Origin of the sequence: Porcincola sp. LCP21S3_C12 (assembly GCF_052118625.1) — a bacterium.
In the GTDB taxonomy this organism is placed as follows: domain Bacteria; phylum Bacillota; class Clostridia; order Lachnospirales; family Lachnospiraceae; genus Porcincola.
In genome coordinates, this window is the sequence record NZ_JBQKGW010000004.1 from 1 (window position 1) to 25,601 (window position 25,601).

A 25,601-nucleotide genomic window follows, 5' to 3' on the forward strand; every position below is an offset into this window, starting at 1 on the left:
CCTTCTCGGCTTACGATAACTAACGTACTGTTTAGGCATGGAATAGGTCTTATCGATATCTGTTTCACCTATGCACTTGTATACCTCTGGGAACTCGTTAACTAACGAGTCAAGTTTTCTTATAACGAACTTATCTCTGGTGAATACTAAACTATTCTCATCGTTAAATTGTAATGTCTTCCTTAACGCCTGACGGACAGAATGATTCGTTATTACAAGAGCAAAATTGATGAGCTGCACAAGCAGTTCGCAGCGGAATAACAGCCAGAGAGCGGTTTAGGATTATCTGCACCGCTCTCTTTTCTTACTCCTTCATAATGATTCTCCTAAGAATGATGGGTACTGATCTGCCGCAGGCTCAAATAGTATTCCCACAGTCTCGCCAGAGCGATATTCACATTTTTTTCAAAAGGAAAAGCGGCACCCGCCTCTCTTTTCAGAAAGACGGATGCCGCGGAAATGGCTTAATACGGGCTTTTCCGACCCTTTTCTAGTTCTGTCGAATTAGCAGAGCGACTGTCTCGGCATGCCTATTACTGTCCAAACCTTTCCCAATCGGCATACTCATATCACTGTCGATGATCGGAAGGCGGAACGTGATCGACTTCAGCCACTGTCCGCTGGGCTGCCGCTCTTCGTGAATCTGGATCTCTTCAATGAGGGTTTCCATCAACTTCCGCTGTTCTTCCTCGTTCATCAGCTTATAAAACTTATCGAAGTAGATCAGAATCTTGTAGATGTTATCCCCGGTAACCTTTTCGGACTCGATGGACTGCTTCTTCGCCCTTGCCTCTATGAGTCTCTGCTCCTGATCGTCGATCTTGTCGTACATCCGGTACAAACGGTCATCCAGGTCGGCCTTGCGGCGATTATAGTGACGGTCATCCGAATCTAGCTGTTCGATCTCTTCCAAAGTCTTCCGTTTCATGGCGTAGGACTGCTTCAGCTGCTTCTCCAACGCCTTGATCTCCTGATCGATAGCCGTGGTGTCCACCTTCATATTGATCTTTTCCTGCATGAGCGAGGCAAAGCGCGGATTTGAGACCAGTTTCGTAATGATCTCAACTACGGAAGCATCTAGGATCTCTTCCTGGATCTGCTTCTTATAATCACACTTATGACCGCGGGTCATGGTCCTGTGCTTGCAGCCGTAATAGTAAAAATCCTTATATTTTGAACCGTCCTTCTTGTGCTTGATACTTTTATTGCCGTACATGCCGGAGCCGCATACAGGGCATTTTACAAGGCCTGACAGGAGATGCGTCTTCGTATCCTTCGCCTTGTTCACATGCTCGTATTTCTTTGCCTGGGCGATCATCTTAACCTGAGCCTGGTTCCACAGCTCTTCCGAGACGATGCCTTCATGCAGACCGTCCACCACCAGGTAGTCATCCTGCTCAACCAGTCTATATTCGTTGCGGGTGCCATGCACCTTTTCCGTTTTTCGGCGGCCATAAGCGATCTTTCCGCAGTATACCGGGTTCTTGATGATGCGGCGGATGAGTGCGGAATCAAACAGCGGATTCTTTCCATTATGACGGGCAATCTTGTGGATCCCGTGATTTTCCAGATACTTGGCAAGACCATTGGCGCCGATATCTGTGGAGACCCACTGTTCAAAAATAATGCGAATCGCTGGAGCTTCCTCCTCATTGATCTCCAGTACACCATCCTTCAGGCTGTAGCCATAAGGCGGAAAACCACCATTCCACTTGCCGTCCCTGGCTTTTTGGATACGGCCTTCCATGGTTTGGACACGGATATTCTCGCGCTCAATCTCCGCGACAGCTGACAGGACGGAGATCATCAGCTTTCCGGCATCCTTGGAGGAATCAATCCCATCTTCCACGCAGATCAAATTGACGCCAAAGTCCTGCATGGTCTGCAGCGTGGAAAGGACATCTGCAGCGTTCCTTCCAAAGCGCGACAGTTTGAAGACCAGAACAAAGGAAACTTCATCTTTGCCGGTCTTGATGTCTTCCATCATGCGGTTGAACTCGTCGCGACCCTCTATGGACTTTCCGGATTTACCGGCGTCCTCATACTCCCCGGCAACCTCATAATCGTTGAATTCTGCAAAGGCCCGCATGCGGGTCCGTTGGGCATCCAGAGAATAGCCATCGATCTGCATCGCGGTTGAGACACGGGTATAAATATAAACCTTGGTTTTCTTCTTTTCCATCAAGGACTCCTTTTAAGTTTGGACATTATTTCCACGTGTATCCTATCATATACTCCTCCGTTTTTCAAATAAAAAAGAAGGCCGACTCCATGGAAACGCCCCACAGAATCGACCTGATTGTCACGCAGCCTGTCTCGCCTCTGCACTGAGCCGCATATACCTTCGATACATTTCTTCGATGCATTTCAGTCTGCTTTTCTGTCTGGGATCCGGCAGTGTGTCCAGATCCATCTGCCCGGCATATTTCTCTATCATATTGGCGAGGAAATCCGCCAGGCCACTCCATACATCAGTCTCGTACATCCGCACCCCTCCCTTTCGTTTTGTTCTTTTCATTTCGGTCATCATGAGCGTAAGCCTCCAACACCTCCGGCGGGATCCTCTCCAGAAGAGCTACCGCAGCGTCAAAGTCACGGCGAAGCTGTAGGTCTGCCATTCTCTTTAAAACGCTCTCCTGGCGGCTCTCCTTCAGTTCTGTCGTAAGAGTTTTGTTTGCCAGCTCAAGAGCTGTGTTTTCTGCCTTCATGGAACCGAAAGCCTTGCTGTACTTCCGAACCTGGGTGCTCATCTTTTCGACGTTCGGGATATACTTATCCAGCACCTTACCGATCTCGGCAGCCTTAGCCCTCGCATTGAATGCATTGACCTCTGAGAGCAGCCCTTCCAGCTTCTCGCGCTGTTTGTTTAGCCGAGTCATCTCCTTAAAGACCCTCGGCGGGATATAGTCCCTTCCGGTCTCGCTGGCGCTTAATCCTCGTTCCAGTTCCGGGAATCGTTTGACCATGTGTTCCCAGTAAGCATCCTGCCATTTCGTGAGCTTCTTCTTGTTACCGATAATCTCCTTGGCACAAAGCCTGCCGTCTTCTGTCAGCGGGACAAAAGAAAGGTGCATATGGGACGTTTTCTCGTCCATATGCACCACGGCTGAAATAATCGTATTCGGATTCTGTTTCTGTTCCAGGAACTCAAGTGCCTCCCGGAAAAAGGCTCTGATCTCTTTCAAGCTCTTGTTCTGGAAAAACTCCGGGCTGGCGGTGATCATCGTTTCCACCAGCCGCACACTGTCCGTCCTGGTACGGCATCCAGTTTCTTTAATCTGTCGTTCTGCCTCTGCCCGGTACCGGCCCTTTGGTTCAACCAGATGGAAATTCAGATGTGTCCTGCTCGGATCAATGTCAGGATTGCTGGCATAACTCTCTTTTGTTCTTTCGTCATGAGCCTCGATCCTTCCGATCTCCGGCCCCTTGTATTTCATAAATCGCATGATCGCATACTGCGGTGCTGCCATAATGTCTACTCCTCCTTCAAATGCTATAACTGTAAAAGCTTTAATATTTTTTCGTTCGTACGTACATGCGTACAGCCGATATCCGAAGCAGATATCGTACGCTTGTACGCACGTACGCATGTTTTGATGACCTTATTAAAGAAATGGATTGTCATGATCGATGACCTCGATGCCGAGGTATCCCCGGCAGCGTTTCCCCTTCCCGCGATAGATGTTGTTATCCGGGATCAGGTGATACACTTCGGCATACTGGGCAAGGAAGTTGGCAAAGCTCTTCATGGATAAGGCGTTTTCCGCATTGTCATCGCACCATTCTTTATATGCCGCATACAGATCACAGGTCGCTGCCTTGCTGTCTTCATGAAAGGCGAGATACCCTTCAGAGGTCAGAAAACCCAGGATGTTGTTCGCATCCTTCACAATGGCTGCGATATTGTCCATTGACCGGTCACTGATGGTAAAGCGGTAGTTATTGGCGACAAGCCGCTTAAGTCCCTCCAGGCACCATAGAAAGATGCCTTCCTTTTCTGCAATCATCTTTTCGACAAGATAGGGATCGTCAACGCGGCCATCCGGCTTGTCCTTCGTGGTGATCACGATCTGCCGCCGAAAGAAGCCGTCAGACCGATCGTGAAGTGCAGTAAGGGCGCCATTCCCGAAGCACAGGAAGCGGACATACAGAAGGCTCTGATAACTCTGGATACCTTTCCGCTCAACATCCATCTGGCACTCGGAGGTGACAATCGATTTGATATAATTTGTTTTAGTAAGTGCGCTCATATCTATATCGTCATCCACCATGAGCAACTTATCCTCCAGGTCTGCCCTGGCAAAACGATTTGTCTCGACCTTCTGGATGCTGGTGGTATTCATATTGATCCCAAAGATAGATCTCATCGCCAGCCCGATCCGGGATTTTCCTTCGCCGCCTTTCCCGATCAGCAGAAGCATCTTTTGGGCCTTGGTCGTAGGAAGCAGGCAATACCCAAGGTACTCCTGCAGTGTTGGAATATCTCCCGGAATCAGAAGCTCCGAAAGGAAGTTTAGCCAGACGTTCGGCGTGCCTGCTGCTGGGTTGTATGCGACCTCCAGCCGGTTCCGGCAGTATTCCTTCTCTTCGCTGAAATGACCATCGAAATACCATGTGCCGTTGGCCACATGGATGCGGTCCTGGTGAAGTGGGATCTCATCAGCGAAGGCCATCATTTTGACCGCCTTCATAAGGTCTTCAACTTTTCTCGCTGTTCCGGTCTTGATCCAGTCGCAGATCTCCATAAAAATCTCCCGTTTCAGGGCCGCTTCATCATGGACAAGCCCCTCGACGGTATACAGCTTGCCGTGAACGCATTTCATGGGATGTGCCTCCAAGAATGAACAGCAGAATGTCATCTCATCGATCTTACGATCCTCGGTGACCCACACCGGGGCATCAGGAGGCAGCGTTGATTTCCTCGGCATTCTTCGCCCTCCTTTCTTCCTCATAGGCTCTGATCACGCGATCTTCGAGACCCGTAATCTTGCCGTCCTTTATCAGTTCTGTAACAAGGGTCTTTCGCTGTTCGAGATCGCCGACCGCCAGTAGATCTGCCAGATATTCGATATAAGAGAACATCTGGCAGGCCTCTACAAAGCGGTCATCAGGTTCTTCGCCCATCGAGACTGGGGCGAATCGCACCTTCCAGTCCTCCAGAAGGTGCATATAATCACAAAGCACCCTCTGACAGTAACGTTCGTCATCACGAAACGCACTGATCATCGGGTGCTTAGGTTTTGCAAGCGCCGCTGCGGGTGAAGGCTTGTCCGGATCGATCCCAAAGTCCACAGTCAGCTTCCTCGCCGCTTCATAGGGGCTTAGAACGAAGAGTCTCCCTGTCAGATCGATCACATCCCCGGTGGCCCCGCAGCCGAAACAGTAGAAGTAATCTTCATTCAGCTTCAGGCTGGGATGCCGGTCATCATGGAACGGGCACCTAACCATGTCATGGTGATTTGGCTGTAGCCCGTACATCTTTGCCACATCAGGTACGCTCACACTTGCCTTTACAGTTTCAAATAGATTCATAGTCTGGTTCCTCCTTTGGATTTTATTTGGATACTTGATCCTGATGTCTTATACGGAGGAAAACCGACGGACTTGAAAAATTGGGCGATTTTGGGATTTGGGAGGAGTGAACAACAGAGAAATTGCAAAAACGCAATCTCTGGTGTGATATGTAATCATTTGATTGCATTTGATGTTTATATGTAATATACTGAAGCTGAGAAAAAAGACACATTCGTTGCGATAGGAGGTAAAGAAAATGGCAAGCACACTGGTCCAATTCCGAACAGAAGATACAGAAAAGCTGAAATCCGTTCAGATCCTTGAAAAGCTGGGACTGTCACTTCCGGCATACCTTCGGATGTGCATGTCCAGACTGAATCAGGAAAACGGGATTCCCTTCAGTATGAAGCTGGAAGAAGAACAAAACCCCGGCATTCGTGCCCTGCAGAGAGCAAGTCGGATCGCCGAGGAGTATGGTATTTCCGATATGTCATTGGATGAAATCAACGCGGAAATTGCTGAAGCCAGGAAGTAACCGCCTATGAAATACTACGCAGTAATCGATACCAATGTCCTCGTTTCAGCGATTTTGAAGCATCATTCTGTCCCGGGAAGTATCATCGACCTGGCATTCGACGGCCCGATCATACCGGTCCTGAATGACGCAATTGAGAAAGAATACCGGGAAGTCCTGTCACGCCCGAAGTTTCATCTCCCCTCAGATCTGATTGAAGACATCCTGTCATCGTTTCATCAAAGGGGGCTTTATGTCGATGCAGAAGAACTCGATATGGAACTTCCCGATCCGAAAGACAGGGTCTTTTATGAAGTTGTCATGGAAGAACGAAAAGAAGAGGATGCTTATCTTGTGACCGGCAATATCAAGCATTTCCCGAAGAAGCCATATGTCGTAACACCGAGACAGATGCTGAATATCATATTGGAAGATCGGGAATATTATTAGACAGATCCATCTTCAATCGATGGAATAAAGAGGTGAGAAACAGATGGCACAGACCTGGCTTCCCGGCGATACGCGGCAGCGCATCCAGGACTTAATCAAAGACAACAGCATCACTCAAGCCGAGCTGGCAGGCATCATCGGCCTTTCTGAAAGTGCGCTCAGCCGCTACCTGAAAGGCCAGACCGAGATGCTCGGTGACGGGTATATCATCAAGATCGCCAAGCATTTTAATGTATCTACAGACTTCCTCCTGGGAGAGACGGATATCCCGGATCGGAAAAATTATGATATTGAGGAGCTGGGGCTTTCCGCGGAATCTGCGAAATTACTGTATACCGGAAAGATTGATTCCAACATCTTAAACCTGCTGATCGAGAATCCGAAATTCGCGCACCTTATCCGCCTGCTTGCCCTCTATAAGGATGAGACCATGCTTGACGGCATAAGAGCCGCAAATCAGAATTATACATTTCTGCGGTCCCTCCTGATGGGCCAGGCCAGGTTTCATCCCGAAGATGCTGCGACGGCCATAGACCTGGCGCAAAAGCTTTCGGATCTGAAAGCACCTCCGGTCTCTGCAGATATCGATGCAATAAGGACGGTCTTTATGCAGATCGTCGCGGATATAAAGGCAAGTGCTGCCTCTGAAAGCAAAATGTACCAGACTGCTACTTCAGAAATACTGGAAGATTTCCGCAAAACGCTCACAAGGGGCGAGGAAGGATTTGATTTAAAATCTCTTACCGTGGATGATATGGTACAGGCCATCATGCATTATGCGAGACAAGGGGATTTCCCGCCAGAGACTTTATCAAATCTGGAAGAGACTCTGACAGAATTGTTTGAATCCGCAAAGGTGCCCGGCAATGACGAATGAGCAGCTTTGTTCTCTTGCCCGGGAAGGCAATAAGGCTGCCGAAGAAGCCCTGATTGAAAATGTCATGCCGTCCATCCGGATCACTGCCTCAAATATCCAAAAGCGTTATTCCGGCATCCTGCTTGAAACAGATGACCTGGTGCAGGAAGCCCTGATCGGATTACTCCGGGCCATTAAGACTTATGACCCGGAAACCAGAAATCTGTTCCTGACCTATGTGCAGACAATTGCAGAAAATGCCATGCTTGATTATGTGCGGAAATGCGCATCTGTGATTCCGGCATCCGGCAGCATTCTCAGCCTTGATGCTCCGCCGCCGGGATTTGATTCCGAAGCAAATGTCACTTACGCAGATATCCTCCCGGACGATTACAACAAAAATCCTGAGCATCTATTTATTAGGAAGGAGACAATTACAGAAGTCCGAAATGCTCTTAGTGAAATCTCTGATCGTGAACGGGCCTATCTCCATTACCGATTCGGTTTTCTCGATTGTATGCTTCATGATCAAAGCGAAACCGCCGCGCACTTTCATCTCAGTCTGAGCCGGGCAAGACATACGGAAAAAGCCGCATTAAATAATGTCCGCCGCGCGCTCCCCGGACAATAATCGTTCCTTTTGTGTTTTTGATATACCTCTATTCCGCAGTCCGTGCCGGTACAGGTTCCGTGACAGACGTCACTTCGCCTGTACCTTTTTCTTTACTCAAGCTTCTCCCTCTACGGGGGCAACCTTTCGCACAGAAAAAACGGAAATGGATCGTTCGTCAGACGGGAACTCACCATTTCCGTATTCGGTCTGCTTCATAAAGGTATAACACACTAGACTTTGCAAGCAAAGTCGTGTGCCAAAAGGGACGCTGTCCCCTTTGGAATCCTCTGCCACGAAACCTAAGATTTCTTTGGATTTTTCCTTTTCTTCTCCGGCAGTTCTTCCCACATATTCCGAACCAGCTCACACAAGAACTCCCGATTATCCACATCATCAACCAGAATCATCTCCTTCGCCCCGTCATAAGGCAATTCCAACTCTGCATCCGGAATCAGCTGCACCGCCACCGAAACCGGCTTTACCAAAAGCCGGTTATCGTATATTCCGCCAAACACCTTTCCGCGATAATAGAGAATATATTCCCCCATCATCGCCCGGCTGCTGACTTCATCCAATTCTGATAATTGCTCCAGAACAAAGTCCAGATACTCTTTTGTTGATGCCATCTGAGCCTCCTATGAATTCACAAGCTTCAGGAACTTCTTATCGTTCATCTGCTCATTCGTAATATATTCTCCGTCATAAAACAGCGCGTAGTTTGTGATCGGAGTCGGCGCGTTCTGTGCTTCCTCTCTGCTTTCAATATGAATCGCATGGAAGGGTATGTTATTTTCTTTAGCGGTCTGCTCCAGAACCGGAACATACTTTGCATTGAACGGGCACTGACTGGTGTAATACAGAACATATCCTTTTTCTTCTATGTGAGAATGCTTTGCACATTCCCTGAACTCAGGCTTGTCTGCTTCCTTCCCAAAGGGCAAGTACCACAACTGAATCCCATTATCTGCCTCATCACATACGGTAAACCCTTTATATTTCAGGAACTTAGGATCGGCAAGGAACGGCTTCTTCTTAGCCGCTGCCAGTATACACAGTCCTTTCTTCCCCTTTTCTTTACTGTCTTCGATACAGGCGTTCAGTAAGTCTGTAGAGTATCCATGCCCCTTGAATGAACCGGATACCCACAGACAGTCGATATACATATATCCGTCAGCATTGATCGGAACCCATGCATTCTCTGCCGGAATATACTCAATAAAGCACTTTCCGCGCTCCACGCTCTTCAGGAAAACAAGTCCTTCATCAAACCTGTCAGCCAGCCAAGCCTTCTTAGAAGAAACCTGTACATCCTTATTATTGGAAATAGCACAGCAGATATGCTCTTTTTCCAGATTATCCATTGTAACTCTGATATACTCCATATGTTCAGCCTCCCTCTTTACAGGTCAAATATACTCATCTGCGGGTATTTCTCCGGCAGGTCATTCATAAACCGGAAACAATCCTCCGGACTTGACAGAATCCCGTTTGCCTTACAGATCCTTTGAAATATCTTAGTCAGTTCCCCGGCTTGGGGACTTGGCAGTTCATACGCGTTTCCATATCGTTTGATGTAGCGTTCCTTCATCCCCGGAAAATGCTTGTCCAGCGCAGCATAATAATATTCCCGGTCACCTTCCCTGAGTGTCAGTCCCATTCCAAAATCTATAATCCCTTTGACGCCGACCTGAACACACGCATGCAGGATAGATGTAATATTTTCTTCCGTATCATTGATGAACGGCAGGATCGGAGTCAGCCAAACTACAGTAGGAATTCCCCTTTTCTGCATTTCTTCCAGAACTTCTACCCGCCGCTTTGTATTACAGACATTCGGTTCCAGTACCTGGCACAAGTCATCATCCCATGTCGTGAGCGTCATCTGCACCACACATTTCGCGGAACGGTTTATCTCCTCCAGCAAATCGATATCCTGAAGGATACGATCCGATTTCGTCTGTATCGCGGCACCGAAACCATATTGCAGTATGATTTCAAGACACTTCCTTGTCAGCCGCAACTTTTCTTCACAATGCATATACGGATCTGACATTGCACCGGTTCCGATCATACCCTTTTTTCTTTTTGAGCGAAGAGCCAACTCTAAAAGTTCCGGCGCATTCTGCTTGACTTCTATATCTTCAAAAGGATGCGTAAATTGATAACACCGGCTGCGACTGTCACAATAAATACAGCCGTGGGAACATCCTCTGTATATATTCATTCCATAGTGACCACCGCTCCCGGTAAGCAGTCCTTTCGCATCCACAAAATGCATATTACATTTGATCTCCTTTTATTTTTATCGGATATATAATTCTTTGTATTCCTTCTTATAATCAAACGCCATGCTTTTTTAACTCTCCGTCAAATCCTTCTCTTCATAAGGTTTATTCCAGGAACCGATCTCAATCAGATTTCCTTCCGGGTCAGCGATATAACAGGTTCTCTGTCCCCAGGGCTCAAGCTCCGGCTCCAACACAGATGTCGCACCATTTTCAACGGCTTTCTTGTAAGCCTCATCCACCTCTTCGAATGTATCCACATACAGCGCCATTTCAAAATGACCGTTCAGCCCCTTGATATACTCATATCGCCGGCTTGTCATCTTCTCAAAATCCTTTCTGCCGTAAAGCAGAAAAAGTGTTCCGTCCTTTACAAGATAAACATTAGAAGTATTCTCTTCTTCCTTGATTTCAAATCCGAGAACATCTCTGTAAAAGCGAATCATCTTTGCCATGTCCTCAACAAACAATCCAAAGCCATCTAATCTCATTAAGCTAATCCTCCATAGATTTTTAATGTTTCTTCGGCATTCCTGCGGATAATATTCCGCGCTTCTACAGGCTCTAACACCTCTGCCTTTGCTCCAAATGTCATAAGCCATGTCACAAGGTTTTCCATATCTGTATAATCTGCCGAAAAGAGCAGCCTTCCGTCATCGGCTTCCGTAAAGCAGTGCGGTCCGAATTCTTCAACTAGCCGCCACTTCATATCCGGTGTAAAAAAAGCCTTTACTTTTATACCACCTGGAAAGATCTTTTCATTCGACAGATCCGGCATAGGTACATTTCGGCAAGCAAATTCCTTATCCGTTTCTCCAACACGATCCATGCGATTCAACTTGAACAGCCTGTAATCTTTGCGGTCTAAGCACCATCCCCATACATACCAATTTGACCATTGGAAAACCAGATAATACGGCTCTATCCTTCTGTTACTCTCTCCGGATGGTGCGTAATACTTAAATTCTATAAGGTGCCTGTTTTCTATTGCGCCCTGGATTACTTCAATCTTCGGAGCGAGAGAGCCCTTATACCATGAGGAAAGATCTATTAGCATGGAATCCCTGCCACTGATGAACTTAGATGATCCGGTTTGAATCTTTTCCATCAGCTGACTATAGTACTGGTTTCCGCTCACACTGTCCAGGCTCCGCAGTCCTGCAAGGATCACTTGCATATCCTTGGAAGTCAGAATCGTCCTGTCCATACGGTATCCATCCATAATGCTGATACCGCCGCCGGTTCCCTGAGCAGTTCTTATAGGAATTCCCGCTTTACAAAGATCTTCAATATCCCGGTTTATTGTCCTGCGTGATACCTCAAACCTTTCCGCCAGTTCAGGAGCCGTTGTCTTTTCTTCCTGCAGTAAGATTGACAATATCCCGATCAGCCTGTCTATCTTCATAATCTCTCACACCCCATACATATTGTAGCAAGTTAAACACGACATCTATATGTCATGTTTATTATATCAGTTTTGATATACATGTAAATAAAAAGCAACCGATGAAATGATTTTCTTCCACCGATTGCTATTTCTATGATATTTCGATATTGCTTTATATTATCATCTGGAAATGTTTCAAGGCTTCCTCTATGGCTTGCTCCTTCTCTTCCGGACATCCGGGCTGTCTGCTATCTTCAGACTTAGGTTTGTTATAATTCTCCCGTTCAATAATCCCATGCTTTCGTTTCACCTGCGCGATATTCAGATGTGTCACATGGAACCTGTACTTCTCCTGCACCCATTCCTGGATTTCTTGGTATGTCGCCTTACTCTCCGCCGCCGTCAGATCCATTTCATCCATATCGACCTTCACACTGATGTGATTCTTGGCTTCAGAAAGTTTGGACAATAAACATACCGTCTCGACGTGCACCCCCTGGGGAAACATATCAACTGGCTGAATTTTCCGTGTCATATACCCTTTTTGAGCAAATACCGCCAGGTCTCTGGCGAGCGTCGCGCTGTTGCAGCTGATGTAGACGACGCGCTCCGGCGCCATGGCCGCAATGGTATCGATGACGCTTCCATCCAGTCCCTTGCGGGGCGGGTCCACGACCAGGACATCTGCGTGAATCTGATGTTCCTGGTACTCGCGCGGAAGCACTTCCTCCGCTTTTCCCGTCAGGAACTGCGCGTTATTGATATGATTCAGCTTCGCATTCTCTCTGGCATTGACAATGGCGTCCGGAACGACTTCCACACCGTACACCTGCTTTGCGTATGGCGCCAGATACAGGGATATGGTCCCTGTCCCGCAGTATAAATCCCAGACGGTCTCCTTTCCTGTCAGCCCGGCATATGCCCGTGCCGTCTCATACAGCGTCCGGGTCTGATAAGGATTGACCTGATAGAAGGACAGCGGTGAAATCCGATACCGAATGTTTCCGATGGCATCCTCGATGGCATCGCTTCCCCAGAGCGTCCGATTCTTCCGCCCGAGGATGACATTGGTCCGCTCCTTGTTGGTGTTCAGCACAATCCCGGTAATGGCACGTCTCACTCCGCATGAATCCACCGCCGGATCCGCTTCTCCTATAAGGGACTCTGCCAAAGGCAAGGCACCGCAGATTTCCTTCACGAGTTCCGCTTCATGAGGCAGGCGGTCCGCATTCGCGACGATGACGACCATGATCTGGCCTGTTGCAAACCCGCAGCGGATCATGATGTTGCGAACCAGCCCTTTCCCTGTTGCCTCCTGATATTCCGGGATGTGAAAAGTCTCCATCCAGCCAAGAACAGCATTCAGGATCGGCTGATTCTCCTCTATTCCGATCACGCACTGTGCTCCACTGACAATCGTGTGTGTTCTTCCAGCATAGAATCCGGCGACCAGTTTGCCATTCTTATCCCGCCCGACCGGATATTCAGATTTATTGCGGTAGTGAAAGGGTGCCCTGGAGCCGATGATTGGGTAAAACAGCGCACACTGGTCCTTCCCTGTTCTCCGGACCAGCCCTGCCTTCCGGCATGCGATTCCGCCGATCCGCCGGATATTGCCGAGAACCTTATCCTCCTTGAAATGAAGCTGTGCAGGGTAGGACATTTCCTGAATCTGGCAGCCGCCGCAGGATCGCGCAACGGGGCATCTGGGCATGACCCGGTCTGGGGAAGGAGTCAGAATCTCCACGGCACGGCCAAAAACATACGTTTTTTTGACTTTTGTGATGGATACACGGACACTGTCGCCGATGACTGTGTCCTTGACGAAGACCGCAATGCCGTCATCCGTATGACCGATTCCGAGTCCCTCGTCCGACATGTCCTCGATCCGAAGTGTCACAATTTCATTCTTTCTCAGCATACATATGCTCCTCTTGCCTGCTTCCCCGCCTCGGCCTGTCGGCTGGAACTTTCCGCTGCCTGTCTGCGCAGCGATCTGTCAGTACCCCCTCTGCCGTCCTCTCTCCAGTCTGCCCGGAAGCAGCATGACGTTGCTGCTTCCATACTGTGCCTTCAGCTTTTGCAGCAGACTTCTGGTGATATACATCCGGGCGGTGAAACGCAGATTCCTGACGCGCTTCTGATCCTTTGCATAGACAGCAATTCTGGAAAGCGCCACCGGTGCGTCATGGGACTGTGGGACATTTTCACCGGATCCGGATAAGAATCTTTCCGGACGATCGGAACCGCCGGCATCTGGTTTCTGCCCCTCGATCAGCAGGCTGTTCAGCTCGTCTGCACGCCCTGCGTAGGTCTCCTCGTCTTTGAACTGAAACCACAGCTCATACGGAACATCCTCAAACCGCCAGATTTTTTCGGCAAGAAGCTTGCTGGGCTTGTCATCCTCCACCGAAACCCTGCCCTCGATGAACAGTTTCTCATCCGCGTTCAGGAGCTCGGAATACTGGTCATACAGCTTTGGGAAGACCAGTACTTCGACACTTCCGACCAGATCCTCCAGCGTGATGAAGGCCATGGTCTGGCCTTTTTTTGTATACTTGATGGTTTTCTCCTGCAGGATGCCGCCGATCACCTGATCAGAGGAATCCTGCAGCCGGTCCGCCTGCCCCGTCTCATCGTTGATCGCAAAGTCATGGGATTTCGCGGTGATGTTCTTCTCCCACACGCTGATGTCAGACTCCAGCGGATGGCCGCTGACATAGATGCCCAGGACCTCCTTCTCCATCTTCAGGCGCTGATCCCTGCTGAACTCGCCGACATCCGGCATCGGAATCTGCCCTGCGCCGGCATCCTTCTCCCCGTCCTCAGGCTTCAGGAAATCGAACAGGGACAGCTGACCGCTCACCTGGTTCTTCCGTTCTCTCGCCGCCGCATCAAAGATCTGCGCATAGGTCATCATCATCTGCTTCCGGGTCGCACCAAAGCAGTCGAAAGCCCCGGCCTTGATGAAGTTCTCGGCGGCACGCTTATTCACATCCCCGCCGACGCGCTCCGCAAATGAGCGAAGCGAGGCGTACGGTCCGCCTTTCTGCCGTTCCTTCAGGATGGCATCGATCACCGGACGGCCGATCGACTTGATGGCATCCAGTGCGTAGCGGATCGCCCCGCCGGACACAGAGAAGGATGCTTCCCCCTCATTGATATCAGGCGGCAGAATCTGAATCTTCATCGAGCGGCAGACCATGATGTAGTCCGCCACCTTGCCCGGATTGTCGATGACCGACGTCATCAGCGCCGCCATGAACTCCACCGGATAGTAGTACTTCAGCCAGGCTGTCTGATAAGCCACGTAAGCATAGGCCGCTGCATGGGACTTGTTAAAGGCATACTTTGCAAAATCGGTCATGTCATCGTAGATCTTATTCGCAGTTTTTTCATCGATTCCTTTCGATATGCAGCCAGGAACATGTTCGGCTTCATTCCCGTAGACGAAATTCTGGCGTTCCTGCGCCATGACCGCGGCCTTCTTCTTGCTCATCGCGCGCCGGACCAGGTCCGCGCGCCCCAGCGTGTAACCGCCCAGGCTCCGCACGATCTGCATGACCTGCTCCTGATAGACGATGCAGCCATAGGTTGGCTTCAGGATCGGTTCAAGGAGCGGGGTGTCGTAGGTGATGAGCTCCGGATGCTGCTTGCCCCGGATGTACTGAGGGATGAAGTCCATCGGCCCCGGCCGGTACAGCGATATTCCTGCAATCAGATCCTCAATGCTGCCGGGCCTGAGCTCCTTCATGAAGCTCTTCATTCCGGCCGACTCGAGCTGGAAGATGCCCTCGCACTTTCCGGTTCCGATATAGGCGTAGACCTTCGGATCGGTGTAGTCAATCTTGTCGATGTCAATCGGGCGGCCTTCCTTCTTCGAAGCCATCGCAACCGCGTCCTGAATCACCGTCAGCGTGCGAAGCCCGAGGAAATCCATTTTCAGAAGACCAAGCTCCTCGATTGTCGTCATCGTGAACTGCGTGACGATCCCGCCATCCTGAGAGCGTGCGACCGGAACAAAATCGTCCACCCGCCGCTGGCAGATGACGACACCCGCCGCGTGGACAGAGGTGTGGCGCGGCAGTCCCTCCAGCCGTCTCGACATGTCAATGAGGCGGTGGATGGTCTCGTCCGTCTCATACATCGTCTTCAGCTCCTGGCTCTCCTCCAGCGCCTTGTCGATCGTGATGCCGAGCTCCTGGGGAATCATCTTGGATATCGAATCGCAGAGCGAGTAGGGCAGGTCCATAACCCGCCCTACATCCCGGATGACGCCCCGCGCCGCGAGCGTTCCGAACGTGACAATCTGCGCCACATCGTCACGGCCATACTTCTGCGTGACGTAGTCGATGACCTCCTGCCGGCGCTCGTAGCCGAAGTCGACATCAATATCAGGCATCGAGACGCGCTCCGGGTTCAGGAAGCGCTCAAACAGCAGGTTGAAGCGGATCGGGTCCAGCTTTGTGATGCCGAGGGTGTAGGAAACCAGCGAACCGGCGGCAGAACCGCGGCCTGGTCCGACCGCGATGCCGACCGAGCGGGCATAGCGGCAGTAATCCCAGACGATCAGGAAATAATCGACATAGCCCATCCGCTCAATGACGCCGAGCTCGTATTTCAGCCGCTCCTGAAGCTTCTCCGTGACCGGGTGATAGCGCTCCTCCAGTCCCTTCTGACAGAGCTCCTCAAGGTACTGCTTCGAGGTTTTCCCATCCGGGACATCAAACTTTGGCAGCTTGGTGTGGCCGAACTCGATCTCCACGCTGCAGCGCTGCGCAATCTTCTCTGTATTCTCAATCGCCTCCGGCGCGTAGGGAAACAGGGCGGCCATCTCCTCCGGGGACTTGACGTAGAACTGCCCGCCCGGGTAACGCATACGGTCTTCATCGGACACTTTCTTCCCGGTCTGGATGCAGAGCAGCACATCGTGCGCCTCCGCGTCCTCTGCGCGCGTGTAGTGACAGTCATTTGTCGCAATGAGCCCGATCCCGGTCTCCTTCGACAGGCGCAGAAGGCCGGCATTCACCTGCTTCTGCTCGTCGAGGCCATGGTCCTGCAGCTCCAGGTAGAAATGGTCTTTCCCGAAGATATCCTGGTACTCCAGCGCCGCCGCCTTCGCCTCTTCGTACAAGCCGTTTGACAGATCGCGCGCCACCTCCCCTGCAAGGCAGGCGGAGGACGCGATGATGCCTTCGTGGTATGCTCTCAGGATCTCCTTGTCAACGCGGGGTTTATAGTAATAACCGTCAAGAAAGCCCGCGGATACAATCTTGGTCAGGTTTTCGTACCCCTGGTTGTTCTCCGCGAGCAGAATGAGATGGTAATAGCGGGCGTCCGACTGCCCCGGCTCTCTGTCAAACCTGGAGCCGGGCGCCACATAGACCTCGCATCCAAGAATCGGGCGAATGCCCTGGGCCTTGCATTCCTTATAAAAATCGATCACGCCGTACATGACGCCGTGATCGGTAATGGCAGCCGCATCCATCCCGAGTTCCTTCACCCGGGCGACATAGGCCTTGATTTTATTCGAGCCATCCAGAAGACTGTACTCCGTATGGCAGTGCAGATGTGCGAACTTCAACAGTGTCTCCCTTCGGTCCTTCATCTTTCAGATTGGTTACTGCATGGCGATGTTGATGCCGATAAAGACGATCGGGATCACGAGGCTGATCAAAAGCTCCGGAGAGAATGTTCTTCCGTCCTTTCCTCTCAGACGGTCTCTTCCATGCAGCGCATCGCGGAACTTCTGCTCATTGCCGCGGATCTTTGCCAGATGGCGGATGACCATGACAGCGAGGATCGCGCAGGCTCCGGCAATCACAGCCAGAACAACCAGATAGACGATGGACGAAACGTCTGTCCTGGCCTGGTTGACTTCCCCGACCAGGTTCTCCGGCAGATTGCCCACCGCAATGTACATCAGGATAACATTCAGGCCATTCACAATGCCATGCGAGATCATCGAGGAAAAGATGGAGCCTGTCGCCTCATCAAGCATCGTCCAGAAGATGCCGATCACAAATGCGTACAGAAACTGGTTCAGATTCAGGTGCGCCAGACCGAACATCAGCCCGGTCAGCAGTGCGGTCTTCCAGAGCCCGCAGGGACGGAAATACTGGAACAGTACGCCCCTGAAAATGAATTCCTCCACAACCGGAGGCAGGACGGCGAAATACAGCAGGCTGACCCAGAGCGGAAGCGAAGTGGACGCGCCGAGCATGGCAGCTGCCGCATTGGGCACCAGGAACTGTGTCAGCAGGTTCAAAAGCGCCATCACCGGAAGAAGCAGCAGTGACAGAAGCATCGTCCACAGGATGGTCGGCATCCCGATCACGCGAAGCTTCATGCCCCGCAGCGGTTCAAAACGGTCCATGAACAGGATGACCAGGACCGGTACCAGAAAGATGGCCTCCGAGATTGCGATATCACCTGTCATTCCGAAATCCGGAAGCGGCAGTTTTGTGATCAGACTGCCAAGCAGGGTAATGGCGACAACGACGATCATCATGATCAGATAAAGCTTGCCGCCCTGTTTTGATCTGTTCTGTGTCATATGTTAACCTCCGATCCCTGAGCTTGTCTCATTCTAGCACGAAGCCGCGGGAAAAAGAAGAGCCGGATCGCCATGATCCGACTCCCTCCCAGATCTGTACTTCTTCCTCTGCCCGGCCATATGAAACGCTGAAAGTTCCGCCTGCATACAGGTTCCCTCCCGTTTCCTTCCGCCTGCCAGATCCATGCACACTGTCACGATGCTGCTTTTCAGCCGTTCACCATGAAATTGAAGAGCTTCTGCACATCCTCCGGATCGTATGCGACAATCTCCATCTCCGGGATCTCCGGCACGCCGTCCTTGAAGATACCGGACAGGGATATGTACTGGCTCAGCTTGGACTTCAGGTTCAGTCTGTCGCCCTCACCTGTGACCAGCTCGACCTTTCCCTTGCAGGAATCAACAACCTCAAACAGTTTCTTGACATCCTTGACATTCTGAAGCTTCATAATTGTTTTCTCCTTTCGCCCCACTCTGTACAGGTTTTATGCCGCCGGGGCGCCTTCCTCGATTGTCTCCGTGCCTCAGCGTACTTATCTGTACAGTAATATAATTTTGTTCTGAAATCAAGCCGTTATCTGAAAACTGTCCCGGCAAATGGCCTTTCCGGTATCATCAGACCCTGTTGATCCGCTTTTCCGGTCCGCTCCGGTTCAGGCGCCGCAGAGGCCTTCTTTCCGGTGTTATCAGACCCTGTAGATCCGCTTTCCCCGGATCTCAGCCTTGTCCTCCTTCATCAGATGACCGACCGCGCGCTTGAAAGCATTCTTGGACAGCCCCATTTCCCGCCGGATGATCTCAGGGGATACTTTATCGTCAAACGGAAGCACCCCTTCATATTCATCGATGACTTTCAGAACGGTCTGTGAATCCTCGTCGAGCTGCTGGTAGGCCTTCTTCCGCACGGAAAGGTTCAGCTTGCCGTCCGGCAGCACCCTCGTGACGCGGGCGGTGATGACATCTCCAATCCGGAAATGTCCTGCGGCTTCCTGCGCCGGGATCAGTCCCGAATATGCATCATCCACCGCCACGAAGACACCGAAGTTGTCGCTCGTCTGATAGATACGCCCCGTCACCTCGCTGTCTGCCTGGTACGGCGAATCCGTGCGGAGGTAGGGATAGACGTTCATGGTGGCACAGAGGCGGGAGCTCTTATCAATATACAGCGATACGAGCACCTCCTCGTCTGCCTTCACCTTCTTTGTCTGCTCATGGTACGGAAGCAGCAGGTCCTTCTCAAGCCCCCAGTCCAGGAAAGCACCGATCTTCGTCACTTCCTTCACACGCAGAAGCTTCGTCTCATGCAGGGTGATCTTCGGCTCCCGCGTCGTGGCGACCAGCCGGTCTGACGAGTCCCGGTACAGGAAGACGCTGAGCTCGTCTCCAACCTCCGCATCCTCCGGGACCTCCTTGCCCGGAAGAAGGACGGTCTCGTCTCCCTCCCCCAGATATACCCCGAAGCTCTTTCTGTGGTCAATTTTCAGTGTCTGGCGTTCTCCCAGCTTTAACATCGGTCATTCCGTCCTCTCTCAGAGATACTTGTATTTCTATATCATGATTACAGGGTCAGGAGTCCGTCGCCACGCATGCCTGCATGCGAGCGGCGGCAAGCCCCCAGGCCGTCACAGACAGGTCCGCAACAGGGTTATCACGCATGTCTGCATCCGCGTGGATGCAGGACTGATTGGACACACCCCACGTGAGGCATGAAGCGGCGCACAGGCGGCGCGGGATTGCCGAGTGTGGCAGCGCGCATCTGTCAGTCTGTCCGCAGACGCAGGTTCGCGTAAGGCTCCCCGCTTAAGGCCCGGAGCGATACGGCATATCCGTCTTCCGTCCTCTTGACAGCGGGCGAGATGGTGTCTCCAAGGTACGCCTGCTTCTTGTACTCCACCAGAAGCTCCGCCGGCCTGACTGCGCGCGGCAGGCACTCCAACGCCATCGCAACATACTGGGCATTGTTCACATGGTGGTTCGTGTCCAGATTCTGCCGCCCAACAGTGAAACTTTCCATGACGTCGCCACCCTCCATATCAGGCAGCTTCCGCGGCGCATATTTCATATCCGCTCTCGGGTGGACACCGAAGGTATTCTCGATGCTCTCCGGTACCCGGACCGGCTTCTGTTCCTGCGTATCGTACAAAAACCAGACACTGTTCGCGGTGACCAGGGTCTTTCCGTCTTTGTCAAGGAGCAGGCTGTTTCTCATTCCGAAGATACTCTGAAACTTCCAGCCCCAGGTCTTCACCAGAATCTCCTCGCTCAGCTCCGGCAGCCTTCCAATTTCAATCTGCCAGGAGGAGAGGAGCCACGCCAGATGCTGCTTTGCAAGATATCTCCACCCGATGCCGAGCCGGTCTCCATGGAGCTCGGCGGCATCCTGAAAGTAGTCGACGAGTGCCGGGAGGGACAGTCTCCCGCTCTCATCCGTCTCGCTGTAGCGAACAATGGATGGAAGTGTCTGGATCATTCGGACTGGAGCGCCTTCATGGAGAGCTCTTCAAGAAGATCTGCCTTGATCTTGTAGAGCTTGTCTGACAAGTCGACATACATCTCGTGCGGATTCACGAAACGCTTTGTCTCATCCCAGAGCGAATCCTTCTCCTTCGTGCAGATGTCGCGGATCTCAAGGACGGAGGGCGACTTGTAGACACACTCTCCGTTTTTGAAGATCGGAACAAGCAGCGGACGAAGATCGTAGGTTCCGGCCTTGATCTTTGTCTTCTTCCAGGTTTCCTTCGGATCAAAGATGATCAGATCCTGCTCCGGATCGAAGACTTCATCGTCCATGCTGATCAGGTCTGCCCGAATCTTGTGATACTGCTTGTCGTAAATTCTCCAGACCTGCTTGTTGCCGGGGTTCGTGATCTTGTCGGTGTTCTCGGACAGCTTGATCTTCGGGATCAGGCTTCCGTCCGGCCCCTCGATGGCCGCCAGCTTGTAGACGCCGCCGAAGGCGGGGGTGTTCTTGGAGGTGATCAGATTTGTCCCGACGCCCCAGGAATCAATGCGGGCTCCCTGTGATTTCAGAGACTGGATCACATATTCATCCAGATCGGACGAAGCGGCAATGGAGGCGTCCGCAAAGCCGGCGTCGTCGAGCATCTTCCTGGCCTTCTTGGTCAGGTACGCCAGATCGCCGGAGTCCAGACGGATGCCGTACTTCTTCGGCTTCCAGCCCTTTGCCCTCATCTCGGTGAACACCCGGATGGCGTTCGGCACGCCGGAGCGCAGCGTGTCATAGGTGTCGACCAGCAGCACGCAGTTGTCCGGGTAGTACTCGGCGTACTTTTTGAAGGCTGTGTACTCATCCGGGAAGCTCATGATCCAGCTGTGGGCATGCGTCCCGAGCACCGGCACATCGAAGAGCTGTCCGGTCAGGACATTGGACGTGCCGATGCAGCCGCCGATCACAGCCGCCCTTGCGCCGTACGTGCCGGCGTCTGGCCCCTGCGCACGCCTCAGGCCGAATTCCATGATGCCGTCCCCCTTCGCTGCGTAGCAGACCCGGGCGGCCTTGGTGGCAATCAGGCACTGGTGATTGATGATGTTCAGAATCGCGGTCTCCATGAGCTGCGCTTCCATGATCGGCGCGACGACCTTGACAAGCGGCTCCCGCGGGAAGATCACCGTTCCCTCCGGGATGGCATAGATATCACCTGAAAAATGGAAATCCGACAGGTACTGCAAAAAGTCTTCGTCAAACGTATTCAGGCTTCTGAGATAGTCGATGTCCTCTTTGGAGAAGGTCAGCCGCTTGACGTAGTCAATGACCTGGTCCAGGCCTGCGCAGATGGCGTAGCCTCCATCATCCGGGTTTCTGCGGTAAAATGCATCAAATACGACCTTCTGGTGCATGCCGCATTTGAAGTAACCCTGCATCATCGTCAGCTCATAGAAGTCTGTAAGCAGTGTCAGTTTCATGGTACTCATGTCATCTGTCCTCTTTTTCCCACCACTGGATTATTGCGCATATGCGTCCTCAAGGCGCTGATACCCCCGCCTGTCTCAGTCTGACAGGCCGGCGCCTTGCGCAGTCATGATGTGATTATACCATCTTGGGAGGCATTTGAAACGCAAACTTCCTGTTCAGCCTCTCTGGCCAAGCGGCACATAATCTACATTGTCATGGACCGCGATGTAGGCCGGACGGATGATTTTCCCGCGCCGCGCCAGCTCCTCCAGCCTGTGCGCACTCCAGCCGACGGAACGCGCGATGGCGAAGATCGGTGTGTAAAGCTCCCGCGGAAGATCGAGCATGTCATAGACGAAGCCGGAGAAGAAGTCCACATTTGCGGAAACACCCTTGTACATCCGGGATTTCGATGCAATGATCTGTGGCGCGGTCTCCTCGATCAGATGGTAGAGCGCCATCTCCTCCGTGCGCCCCTTTTCCTCCGAAAGCTGCTTCGCGAACCGCTCCAGAATGACTGCTCTCGGATCGGAGATGGAGTAGACCGCATGTCCGATGCCGTAGATCAGTCCGGAGTGGTCAAAGGCGTCCTTGTTCAGAATCCTTGTCAGATACGCTGTCACCTCATCCTTGTCCGTCCAGTCCTTCACATTCTCCTTGATGTCAGCCATCATCTGCATGACCTTGAGGTTTGCGCCGCCATGGCGGGGTCCCTTCAGGGAGCCGAGCGCCGCCGCGAAGACGGAATAGCTGTCCGTCCCGGAGGAAGTCACGACTCTGTCCGTGAAGGTGGAGTTGTTGCCGCCGCCATGCTCCATGTGCAGAACAAGACAGATATCCAGAAGCCGTGCCTCCAGCTCGGTGTATTTTCCGTCCTTTCTCAGCATCTGCAGAATGTTCTCTGCAAATGAAAGCTCGGGCTTTGGCTGTCTGATGACGAGGCTCTTTCCCAGATAGTAGTGCTGGTAAGTCCGGTAGCCGTAGATGGCAAACATCGGCATCATGGCGATGACCTGAAGACACTGCCGCAGGACGTTCGGCAGCGATATGTCATCCGCCGACGCGTCGTAGGAATAGAGGGTCAGGATGCTTCTTGCGAGGACATTCATCATGTCACTGGACGGAGCGGTCATGATAATGTCACGCACAAAATTCTGAGGAAACAGAGACTGGTTTCTGGCCAGAATGTCGTGGAAGCGGTCAAGCTGTTTCTGATCCGGCAGCTCTCCAAAGAGGAGCAGATACGCCACCTCCTCGTATCCGTACCGGCCTTCGGACGCAAACCCCCGGACAAGGTCCTCAATGTTCCTTCCTCTATAATAGAGATGGCCTGCGTCCGGGACTTCCTTCCCGTCCACAATCTTCTTTGCCTGCACACGGGATACCTCTGTCAGCCCGGCGACGACCCCCTTCCCGTTGAGATCCCGGAGTCCGGGTTTGACATCATACTTTGTGTAAAGATCCGGGTCGATCTGATCCGTGCGCTCGCACAGTCTTGCCAGCTCCATCATCTCCGGCGTGATTTCTGTGTAAGCTTCCTCATATGTCTTGTCATTTCCCATTGGACATACCTCCTCTGTCTCGTTCTGACGTTCTGAAAAAAGCTTATCAGAAAATTCGTTTCTCCACAACTGTGGAGAAACGAATTTTCTGTGAATCCATCTGTCCGACTTGCATCGCCTAAAAAACATATTCTTTGAAAATGATACTTGCATTTTCCTCTGTCTTTGCGTATAATGACATTCGTCGCTGAGACACAGATACATAGGGCTATCGCCAAACGGTAAGGCAACGGACTCTGACTCCGTCATTTCCAGGTTCGAATCCTGGTAGCCCTGCTATTAAAAAGCTTCCGGATGATCATCCGGAAGCTTTTTCAGTTGTTCATGATGCCTGAGAGCATCCTTGCGACGATGTTCGAGATATGCGCGATCTGCTTCGGGTCTGCCGTCATCGCCTGCTGCCCGTCCGCTTCCGTCTCTGCTTCCGTCTCTGTTTCTCCGCTCGTCTGCCCGGCTCCAGTCCGTCCAGGGATGTACTGAGTCAGCGCTGCCGCCGGAAAGCCTGCCTTCCCGAATGAATACGCGGACAGCTTCTGGTCTCTGACACAGTCCCACGGGGCAGGCGCGGCTGTTTCCCCGGCCTGGCTTCCGTCGTCCAAAGCACTTTCCGTCTGAACACCTCCACCTCCGTCTGCTTCTGCTGTCTCATTTTCAGCCTGAATGCCGTCCGGAACTGCAGCCGCAGCCTCCTCCCCGATGTTTAAAACGGCCTGCCGGATCCTCATCGTGACATCATTGTCCTGTCCGTCCGCATTTGCCAGGACATAAAAGGTCTCCGGCACATAGCCGACCCGTTCCACATCGAGCACGCCCTTGATCCTCGCTCTCATCTCATCCGACAGTGTACGCACAAAATATTTCGATCCGTACAGTCCGTCCTCCTCACCTGACAGAAAGACAAAACAGATGTCTGTATCCGTCTTTATATTCTGAAGGACACGGGCCGCCTCCAGAAGCGCACAGGCGCCCGTGCGGTCCGCCGTAAACGGATCTCCCTTCTCTTTCTTCCGCTTTGTGTCATAGTGCGTGACGACCAGAAAGATACCGTCTGTCCGGTTTCTCTCTGAGTCAGCGCCGCGTTCTGCGATGATGTTGAGCCCCTGCTCGTCGTTCCCGGTCTCATCGACAAAGCCCTCATGGAAGGGCTGCGTCTCCACCGTATAGCCATATTCCTTCATCTTGCCTGCGATGTAATCTGCCGCGCGAAGCTCATCGTCCGACCCGGTCATACTGTCATAGGCAGACAGCGCCTGCAGCACCTGCCGGACGCTCTCCGGGTCCGCCATCCCCGGGATCTCCGGCTCCGGCGCAGCGGTCTCGGACTGCGTGCCGTCCCCGCCGGCACTGCTTCCGGTTTCACCCTCCGCAATTCTGCGCAGCGCATCCTGATCCCCGCTGTCCATCGCTTTCTGCAGTTCTTCCATCGATATACCGGAATCGTTCTGAACAGCATGACCGGCGTCCTCGATCAGACCGTTTCCGGAAGAATCAACCCCATCCTGGGCAATCTGCGCATCAGTTGAACCGGTCTGCTCCTGGCTCAGCTGAGATGCCGAAAGCTCGCCCGCCCAGAGAAGATCGCCTGAAAAAAGAGACGCTGCACTGGTCCCGACCAGCACAACTGACAATGCCGCAGCCGCTATGCGGTGTGTTTTCCAGATTCCTCTGTTTCTATATGGATTCATTTTTATACACTTTCTACACGATTTCCGCTGTTCATCAAAGTTGTCAGTCATCATCATTATATTGATTGGACCCCCGAAAATCAAATCTGATCAGCCGGCCCGCCAGTCTTCGGACCTCTTCGGATCAGCACCCTCCCATGCGGTAACTTCTGCAGGAATCTCTGTATGTTGCCGTATTATATTCGGAGAATTCAGGAACTTTCGTAAATAATAGATGTTTTCTCAAAATATGAGGCATGATTGTTTGACTCCTGAAATCGCTGGTG

The 25,601-nt window shown here is 51.8% G+C and carries 23 protein-coding genes and 1 tRNA gene; 5 read left to right on the top strand and 19 right to left on the bottom strand.

Going from position 1 to position 25,601, the window contains the following annotated elements:
* Positions 1-490: 490 nt before the first annotated feature.
* From ACTQ1N_RS03010 to ACTQ1N_RS03030, 5 genes are all read right to left on the bottom strand, one after another.
* Positions 491-2,182: a recombinase family protein gene (locus ACTQ1N_RS03010; RefSeq protein ID WP_441954499.1), complete on the bottom strand. Its 1,692-nt coding sequence runs from the start codon at positions 2,180-2,182 to the stop codon at positions 491-493.
* Positions 2,183-2,302: 120 nt separating this feature from the next.
* Positions 2,303-2,485 carry a hypothetical protein gene (locus ACTQ1N_RS03015; RefSeq protein ID WP_441954501.1) on the bottom strand — a complete coding sequence of 61 codons (183 nt, stop codon included), beginning with the start codon at positions 2,483-2,485 and terminating at the stop codon, positions 2,303-2,305.
* Entirely contained in the window at positions 2,472-3,470 is a 999-nt protein-coding gene (gene mobV, locus ACTQ1N_RS03020) for a MobV family relaxase (RefSeq protein WP_441954503.1), read from the bottom strand. Before mobV ends, ACTQ1N_RS03015 begins: the two co-directional genes overlap by 14 nt.
* A 135-nt stretch (positions 3,471-3,605) precedes the next feature.
* A complete protein-coding gene (locus ACTQ1N_RS03025; protein WP_441954505.1) occupies positions 3,606-4,928 on the bottom strand; it encodes a DNA primase family protein in 1,323 nt (440 codons plus the stop codon).
* On the bottom strand, positions 4,900-5,532 hold the full coding sequence (locus tag ACTQ1N_RS03030; protein WP_441954507.1) for a CHC2 zinc finger domain-containing protein: 633 nt from the start codon (positions 5,530-5,532) through the stop codon (positions 4,900-4,902). The genes ACTQ1N_RS03025 and ACTQ1N_RS03030 overlap by 29 nt, the downstream gene beginning before the upstream one ends.
* Before the next feature lie 238 nt (positions 5,533-5,770).
* Here ACTQ1N_RS03030 and ACTQ1N_RS03035 point away from each other — a divergent pair, with 238 nt between their 5' ends.
* The 4 genes from ACTQ1N_RS03035 to ACTQ1N_RS03050 are packed head-to-tail and all read left to right on the top strand — an operon-like array spanning position 5,771 to position 7,965.
* The gene (locus ACTQ1N_RS03035) at positions 5,771-6,049 is read left to right on the top strand and encodes a type II toxin-antitoxin system RelB/DinJ family antitoxin (protein ID WP_441954509.1); all 279 of its coding nucleotides are present in this window, start codon (positions 5,771-5,773) and stop codon (positions 6,047-6,049) included.
* A gap of 6 nt (positions 6,050-6,055) precedes the next feature.
* Complete coding sequence (locus tag ACTQ1N_RS03040) at positions 6,056-6,478, top strand: putative toxin-antitoxin system toxin component, PIN family (RefSeq protein ID WP_441954511.1); 423 nt, start codon at positions 6,056-6,058, stop codon at positions 6,476-6,478.
* Between the two features lie 43 nt (positions 6,479-6,521).
* Entirely contained in the window at positions 6,522-7,355 is an 834-nt protein-coding gene (locus ACTQ1N_RS03045) for a helix-turn-helix domain-containing protein (protein WP_441954513.1), read from the top strand.
* Entirely contained in the window at positions 7,345-7,965 is a 621-nt protein-coding gene (locus tag ACTQ1N_RS03050; RefSeq protein ID WP_441954515.1) for a sigma-70 family RNA polymerase sigma factor, read from the top strand. Before ACTQ1N_RS03045 ends, ACTQ1N_RS03050 begins: the two co-directional genes overlap by 11 nt.
* Positions 7,966-8,246: 281 nt before the next feature.
* Here ACTQ1N_RS03050 and ACTQ1N_RS03055 read toward each other — a convergent pair whose 3' ends face one another.
* The 13 genes from ACTQ1N_RS03055 to ACTQ1N_RS03115 all read right to left on the bottom strand — a co-directional run bounded on the left by ACTQ1N_RS03055 (position 8,247) and on the right by ACTQ1N_RS03115 (position 23,650).
* Positions 8,247-8,573 carry a TfoX/Sxy family protein gene (locus ACTQ1N_RS03055; protein ID WP_441954517.1) on the bottom strand — a complete coding sequence of 109 codons (327 nt, stop codon included), beginning with the start codon at positions 8,571-8,573 and terminating at the stop codon, positions 8,247-8,249.
* A 9-nt stretch (positions 8,574-8,582) separates the two neighbouring features.
* Positions 8,583-9,329: a GNAT family N-acetyltransferase gene (locus tag ACTQ1N_RS03060; RefSeq protein ID WP_441954519.1), complete on the bottom strand. Its 747-nt coding sequence runs from the start codon at positions 9,327-9,329 to the stop codon at positions 8,583-8,585.
* 17 nt (positions 9,330-9,346) lie between these two features.
* Positions 9,347-10,225, bottom strand: coding sequence for an SPL family radical SAM protein (locus tag ACTQ1N_RS03065; RefSeq protein ID WP_441954521.1), 879 nt, complete (start codon positions 10,223-10,225; stop codon positions 9,347-9,349).
* A 78-nt stretch (positions 10,226-10,303) separates the two neighbouring features.
* A complete protein-coding gene (locus ACTQ1N_RS03070; RefSeq protein WP_154525226.1) occupies positions 10,304-10,723 on the bottom strand; it encodes a VOC family protein in 420 nt (139 codons plus the stop codon).
* Complete coding sequence (locus tag ACTQ1N_RS03075) at positions 10,723-11,637, bottom strand: helix-turn-helix transcriptional regulator (protein ID WP_441954523.1); 915 nt, start codon at positions 11,635-11,637, stop codon at positions 10,723-10,725. The genes ACTQ1N_RS03070 and ACTQ1N_RS03075 overlap by 1 nt, the downstream gene beginning before the upstream one ends.
* 154 nt (positions 11,638-11,791) lie before the next feature.
* Positions 11,792-13,540 carry a 23S rRNA (uracil(1939)-C(5))-methyltransferase RlmD gene (gene rlmD, locus ACTQ1N_RS03080; RefSeq protein ID WP_441954525.1) on the bottom strand — a complete coding sequence of 583 codons (1,749 nt, stop codon included), beginning with the start codon at positions 13,538-13,540 and terminating at the stop codon, positions 11,792-11,794.
* Positions 13,541-13,618: 78 nt separating this feature from the next.
* A complete protein-coding gene (locus ACTQ1N_RS03085) occupies positions 13,619-17,203 on the bottom strand; it encodes a DNA polymerase III subunit alpha (protein ID WP_441954527.1) in 3,585 nt (1,194 codons plus the stop codon).
* Between the two features lie 36 nt (positions 17,204-17,239).
* On the bottom strand, positions 17,240-18,175 hold the full coding sequence (locus ACTQ1N_RS03090) for a CPBP family intramembrane glutamic endopeptidase (RefSeq protein ID WP_441954529.1): 936 nt from the start codon (positions 18,173-18,175) through the stop codon (positions 17,240-17,242).
* 209 nt (positions 18,176-18,384) lie between these two features.
* Positions 18,385-18,624, bottom strand: coding sequence for a polya polymerase (locus ACTQ1N_RS03095; protein ID WP_441954531.1), 240 nt, complete (start codon positions 18,622-18,624; stop codon positions 18,385-18,387).
* 237 nt (positions 18,625-18,861) lie between these two features.
* Complete coding sequence (locus ACTQ1N_RS03100) at positions 18,862-19,686, bottom strand: CvfB family protein (protein WP_441954533.1); 825 nt, start codon at positions 19,684-19,686, stop codon at positions 18,862-18,864.
* Between the two features lie 248 nt (positions 19,687-19,934).
* A complete protein-coding gene (locus ACTQ1N_RS03105; RefSeq protein ID WP_441954535.1) occupies positions 19,935-20,645 on the bottom strand; it encodes an acyl-[acyl-carrier-protein] thioesterase in 711 nt (236 codons plus the stop codon).
* Positions 20,642-22,108, bottom strand: coding sequence for a nicotinate phosphoribosyltransferase (locus ACTQ1N_RS03110; protein ID WP_441954537.1), 1,467 nt, complete (start codon positions 22,106-22,108; stop codon positions 20,642-20,644). The genes ACTQ1N_RS03105 and ACTQ1N_RS03110 overlap by 4 nt, the downstream gene beginning before the upstream one ends.
* A gap of 156 nt (positions 22,109-22,264) precedes the next feature.
* A complete protein-coding gene (locus tag ACTQ1N_RS03115; protein ID WP_441954539.1) occupies positions 22,265-23,650 on the bottom strand; it encodes a citrate/2-methylcitrate synthase in 1,386 nt (461 codons plus the stop codon).
* A gap of 204 nt (positions 23,651-23,854) precedes the next feature.
* Here ACTQ1N_RS03115 and ACTQ1N_RS03120 point away from each other — a divergent pair.
* Positions 23,855-23,926 (top strand) — tRNA-Gln (locus tag ACTQ1N_RS03120).
* 38 nt (positions 23,927-23,964) lie between these two features.
* On the opposite strand, the gene ACTQ1N_RS03125 is transcribed toward ACTQ1N_RS03120, so the two are convergent.
* Positions 23,965-25,335, bottom strand: coding sequence for a M28 family peptidase (locus tag ACTQ1N_RS03125; protein WP_441954541.1), 1,371 nt, complete (start codon positions 25,333-25,335; stop codon positions 23,965-23,967).
* Positions 25,336-25,601 lie beyond the last annotated feature (266 nt).

Coding starts and splice junctions, on each gene's coding strand:
- ACTQ1N_RS03030 (WP_441954507.1), bottom strand. CDS start 5,532: ATGAATCTATTTGAAACTGTAAAGGCAAGTGTGAGCGTACCTGATGTG.
- ACTQ1N_RS03090 (WP_441954529.1), bottom strand. CDS start 18,175: ATGACACAGAACAGATCAAAACAGGGCGGCAAGCTTTATCTGATCATG.
- ACTQ1N_RS03110 (WP_441954537.1), bottom strand. CDS start 22,108: ATGAGTACCATGAAACTGACACTGCTTACAGACTTCTATGAGCTGACG.
- ACTQ1N_RS03125 (WP_441954541.1), bottom strand. CDS start 25,335: ATGAATCCATATAGAAACAGAGGAATCTGGAAAACACACCGCATAGCG.
- ACTQ1N_RS03015 (WP_441954501.1), bottom strand. CDS start 2,485: ATGTACGAGACTGATGTATGGAGTGGCCTGGCGGATTTCCTCGCCAAT.
- ACTQ1N_RS03055 (WP_441954517.1), bottom strand. CDS start 8,573: ATGGCATCAACAAAAGAGTATCTGGACTTTGTTCTGGAGCAATTATCA.
- ACTQ1N_RS03065 (WP_441954521.1), bottom strand. CDS start 10,225: ATGCATTTTGTGGATGCGAAAGGACTGCTTACCGGGAGCGGTGGTCAC.
- rlmD (WP_441954525.1), bottom strand. CDS start 13,540: ATGCTGAGAAAGAATGAAATTGTGACACTTCGGATCGAGGACATGTCG.
- ACTQ1N_RS03050 (WP_441954515.1), top strand. CDS start 7,345: ATGACGAATGAGCAGCTTTGTTCTCTTGCCCGGGAAGGCAATAAGGCT.
- ACTQ1N_RS03100 (WP_441954533.1), bottom strand. CDS start 19,686: ATGTTAAAGCTGGGAGAACGCCAGACACTGAAAATTGACCACAGAAAG.
- ACTQ1N_RS03075 (WP_441954523.1), bottom strand. CDS start 11,637: ATGAAGATAGACAGGCTGATCGGGATATTGTCAATCTTACTGCAGGAA.
- ACTQ1N_RS03010 (WP_441954499.1), bottom strand. CDS start 2,182: ATGGAAAAGAAGAAAACCAAGGTTTATATTTATACCCGTGTCTCAACC.
- ACTQ1N_RS03025 (WP_441954505.1), bottom strand. CDS start 4,928: ATGCCGAGGAAATCAACGCTGCCTCCTGATGCCCCGGTGTGGGTCACC.
- mobV (WP_441954503.1), bottom strand. CDS start 3,470: ATGGCAGCACCGCAGTATGCGATCATGCGATTTATGAAATACAAGGGG.
- ACTQ1N_RS03040 (WP_441954511.1), top strand. CDS start 6,056: ATGAAATACTACGCAGTAATCGATACCAATGTCCTCGTTTCAGCGATT.
- ACTQ1N_RS03115 (WP_441954539.1), bottom strand. CDS start 23,650: ATGGGAAATGACAAGACATATGAGGAAGCTTACACAGAAATCACGCCG.
- ACTQ1N_RS03105 (WP_441954535.1), bottom strand. CDS start 20,645: ATGATCCAGACACTTCCATCCATTGTTCGCTACAGCGAGACGGATGAG.
- ACTQ1N_RS03070 (WP_154525226.1), bottom strand. CDS start 10,723: ATGAGATTAGATGGCTTTGGATTGTTTGTTGAGGACATGGCAAAGATG.
- ACTQ1N_RS03045 (WP_441954513.1), top strand. CDS start 6,522: ATGGCACAGACCTGGCTTCCCGGCGATACGCGGCAGCGCATCCAGGAC.
- ACTQ1N_RS03060 (WP_441954519.1), bottom strand. CDS start 9,329: ATGGAGTATATCAGAGTTACAATGGATAATCTGGAAAAAGAGCATATC.
- ACTQ1N_RS03035 (WP_441954509.1), top strand. CDS start 5,771: ATGGCAAGCACACTGGTCCAATTCCGAACAGAAGATACAGAAAAGCTG.
- ACTQ1N_RS03095 (WP_441954531.1), bottom strand. CDS start 18,624: ATGAAGCTTCAGAATGTCAAGGATGTCAAGAAACTGTTTGAGGTTGTT.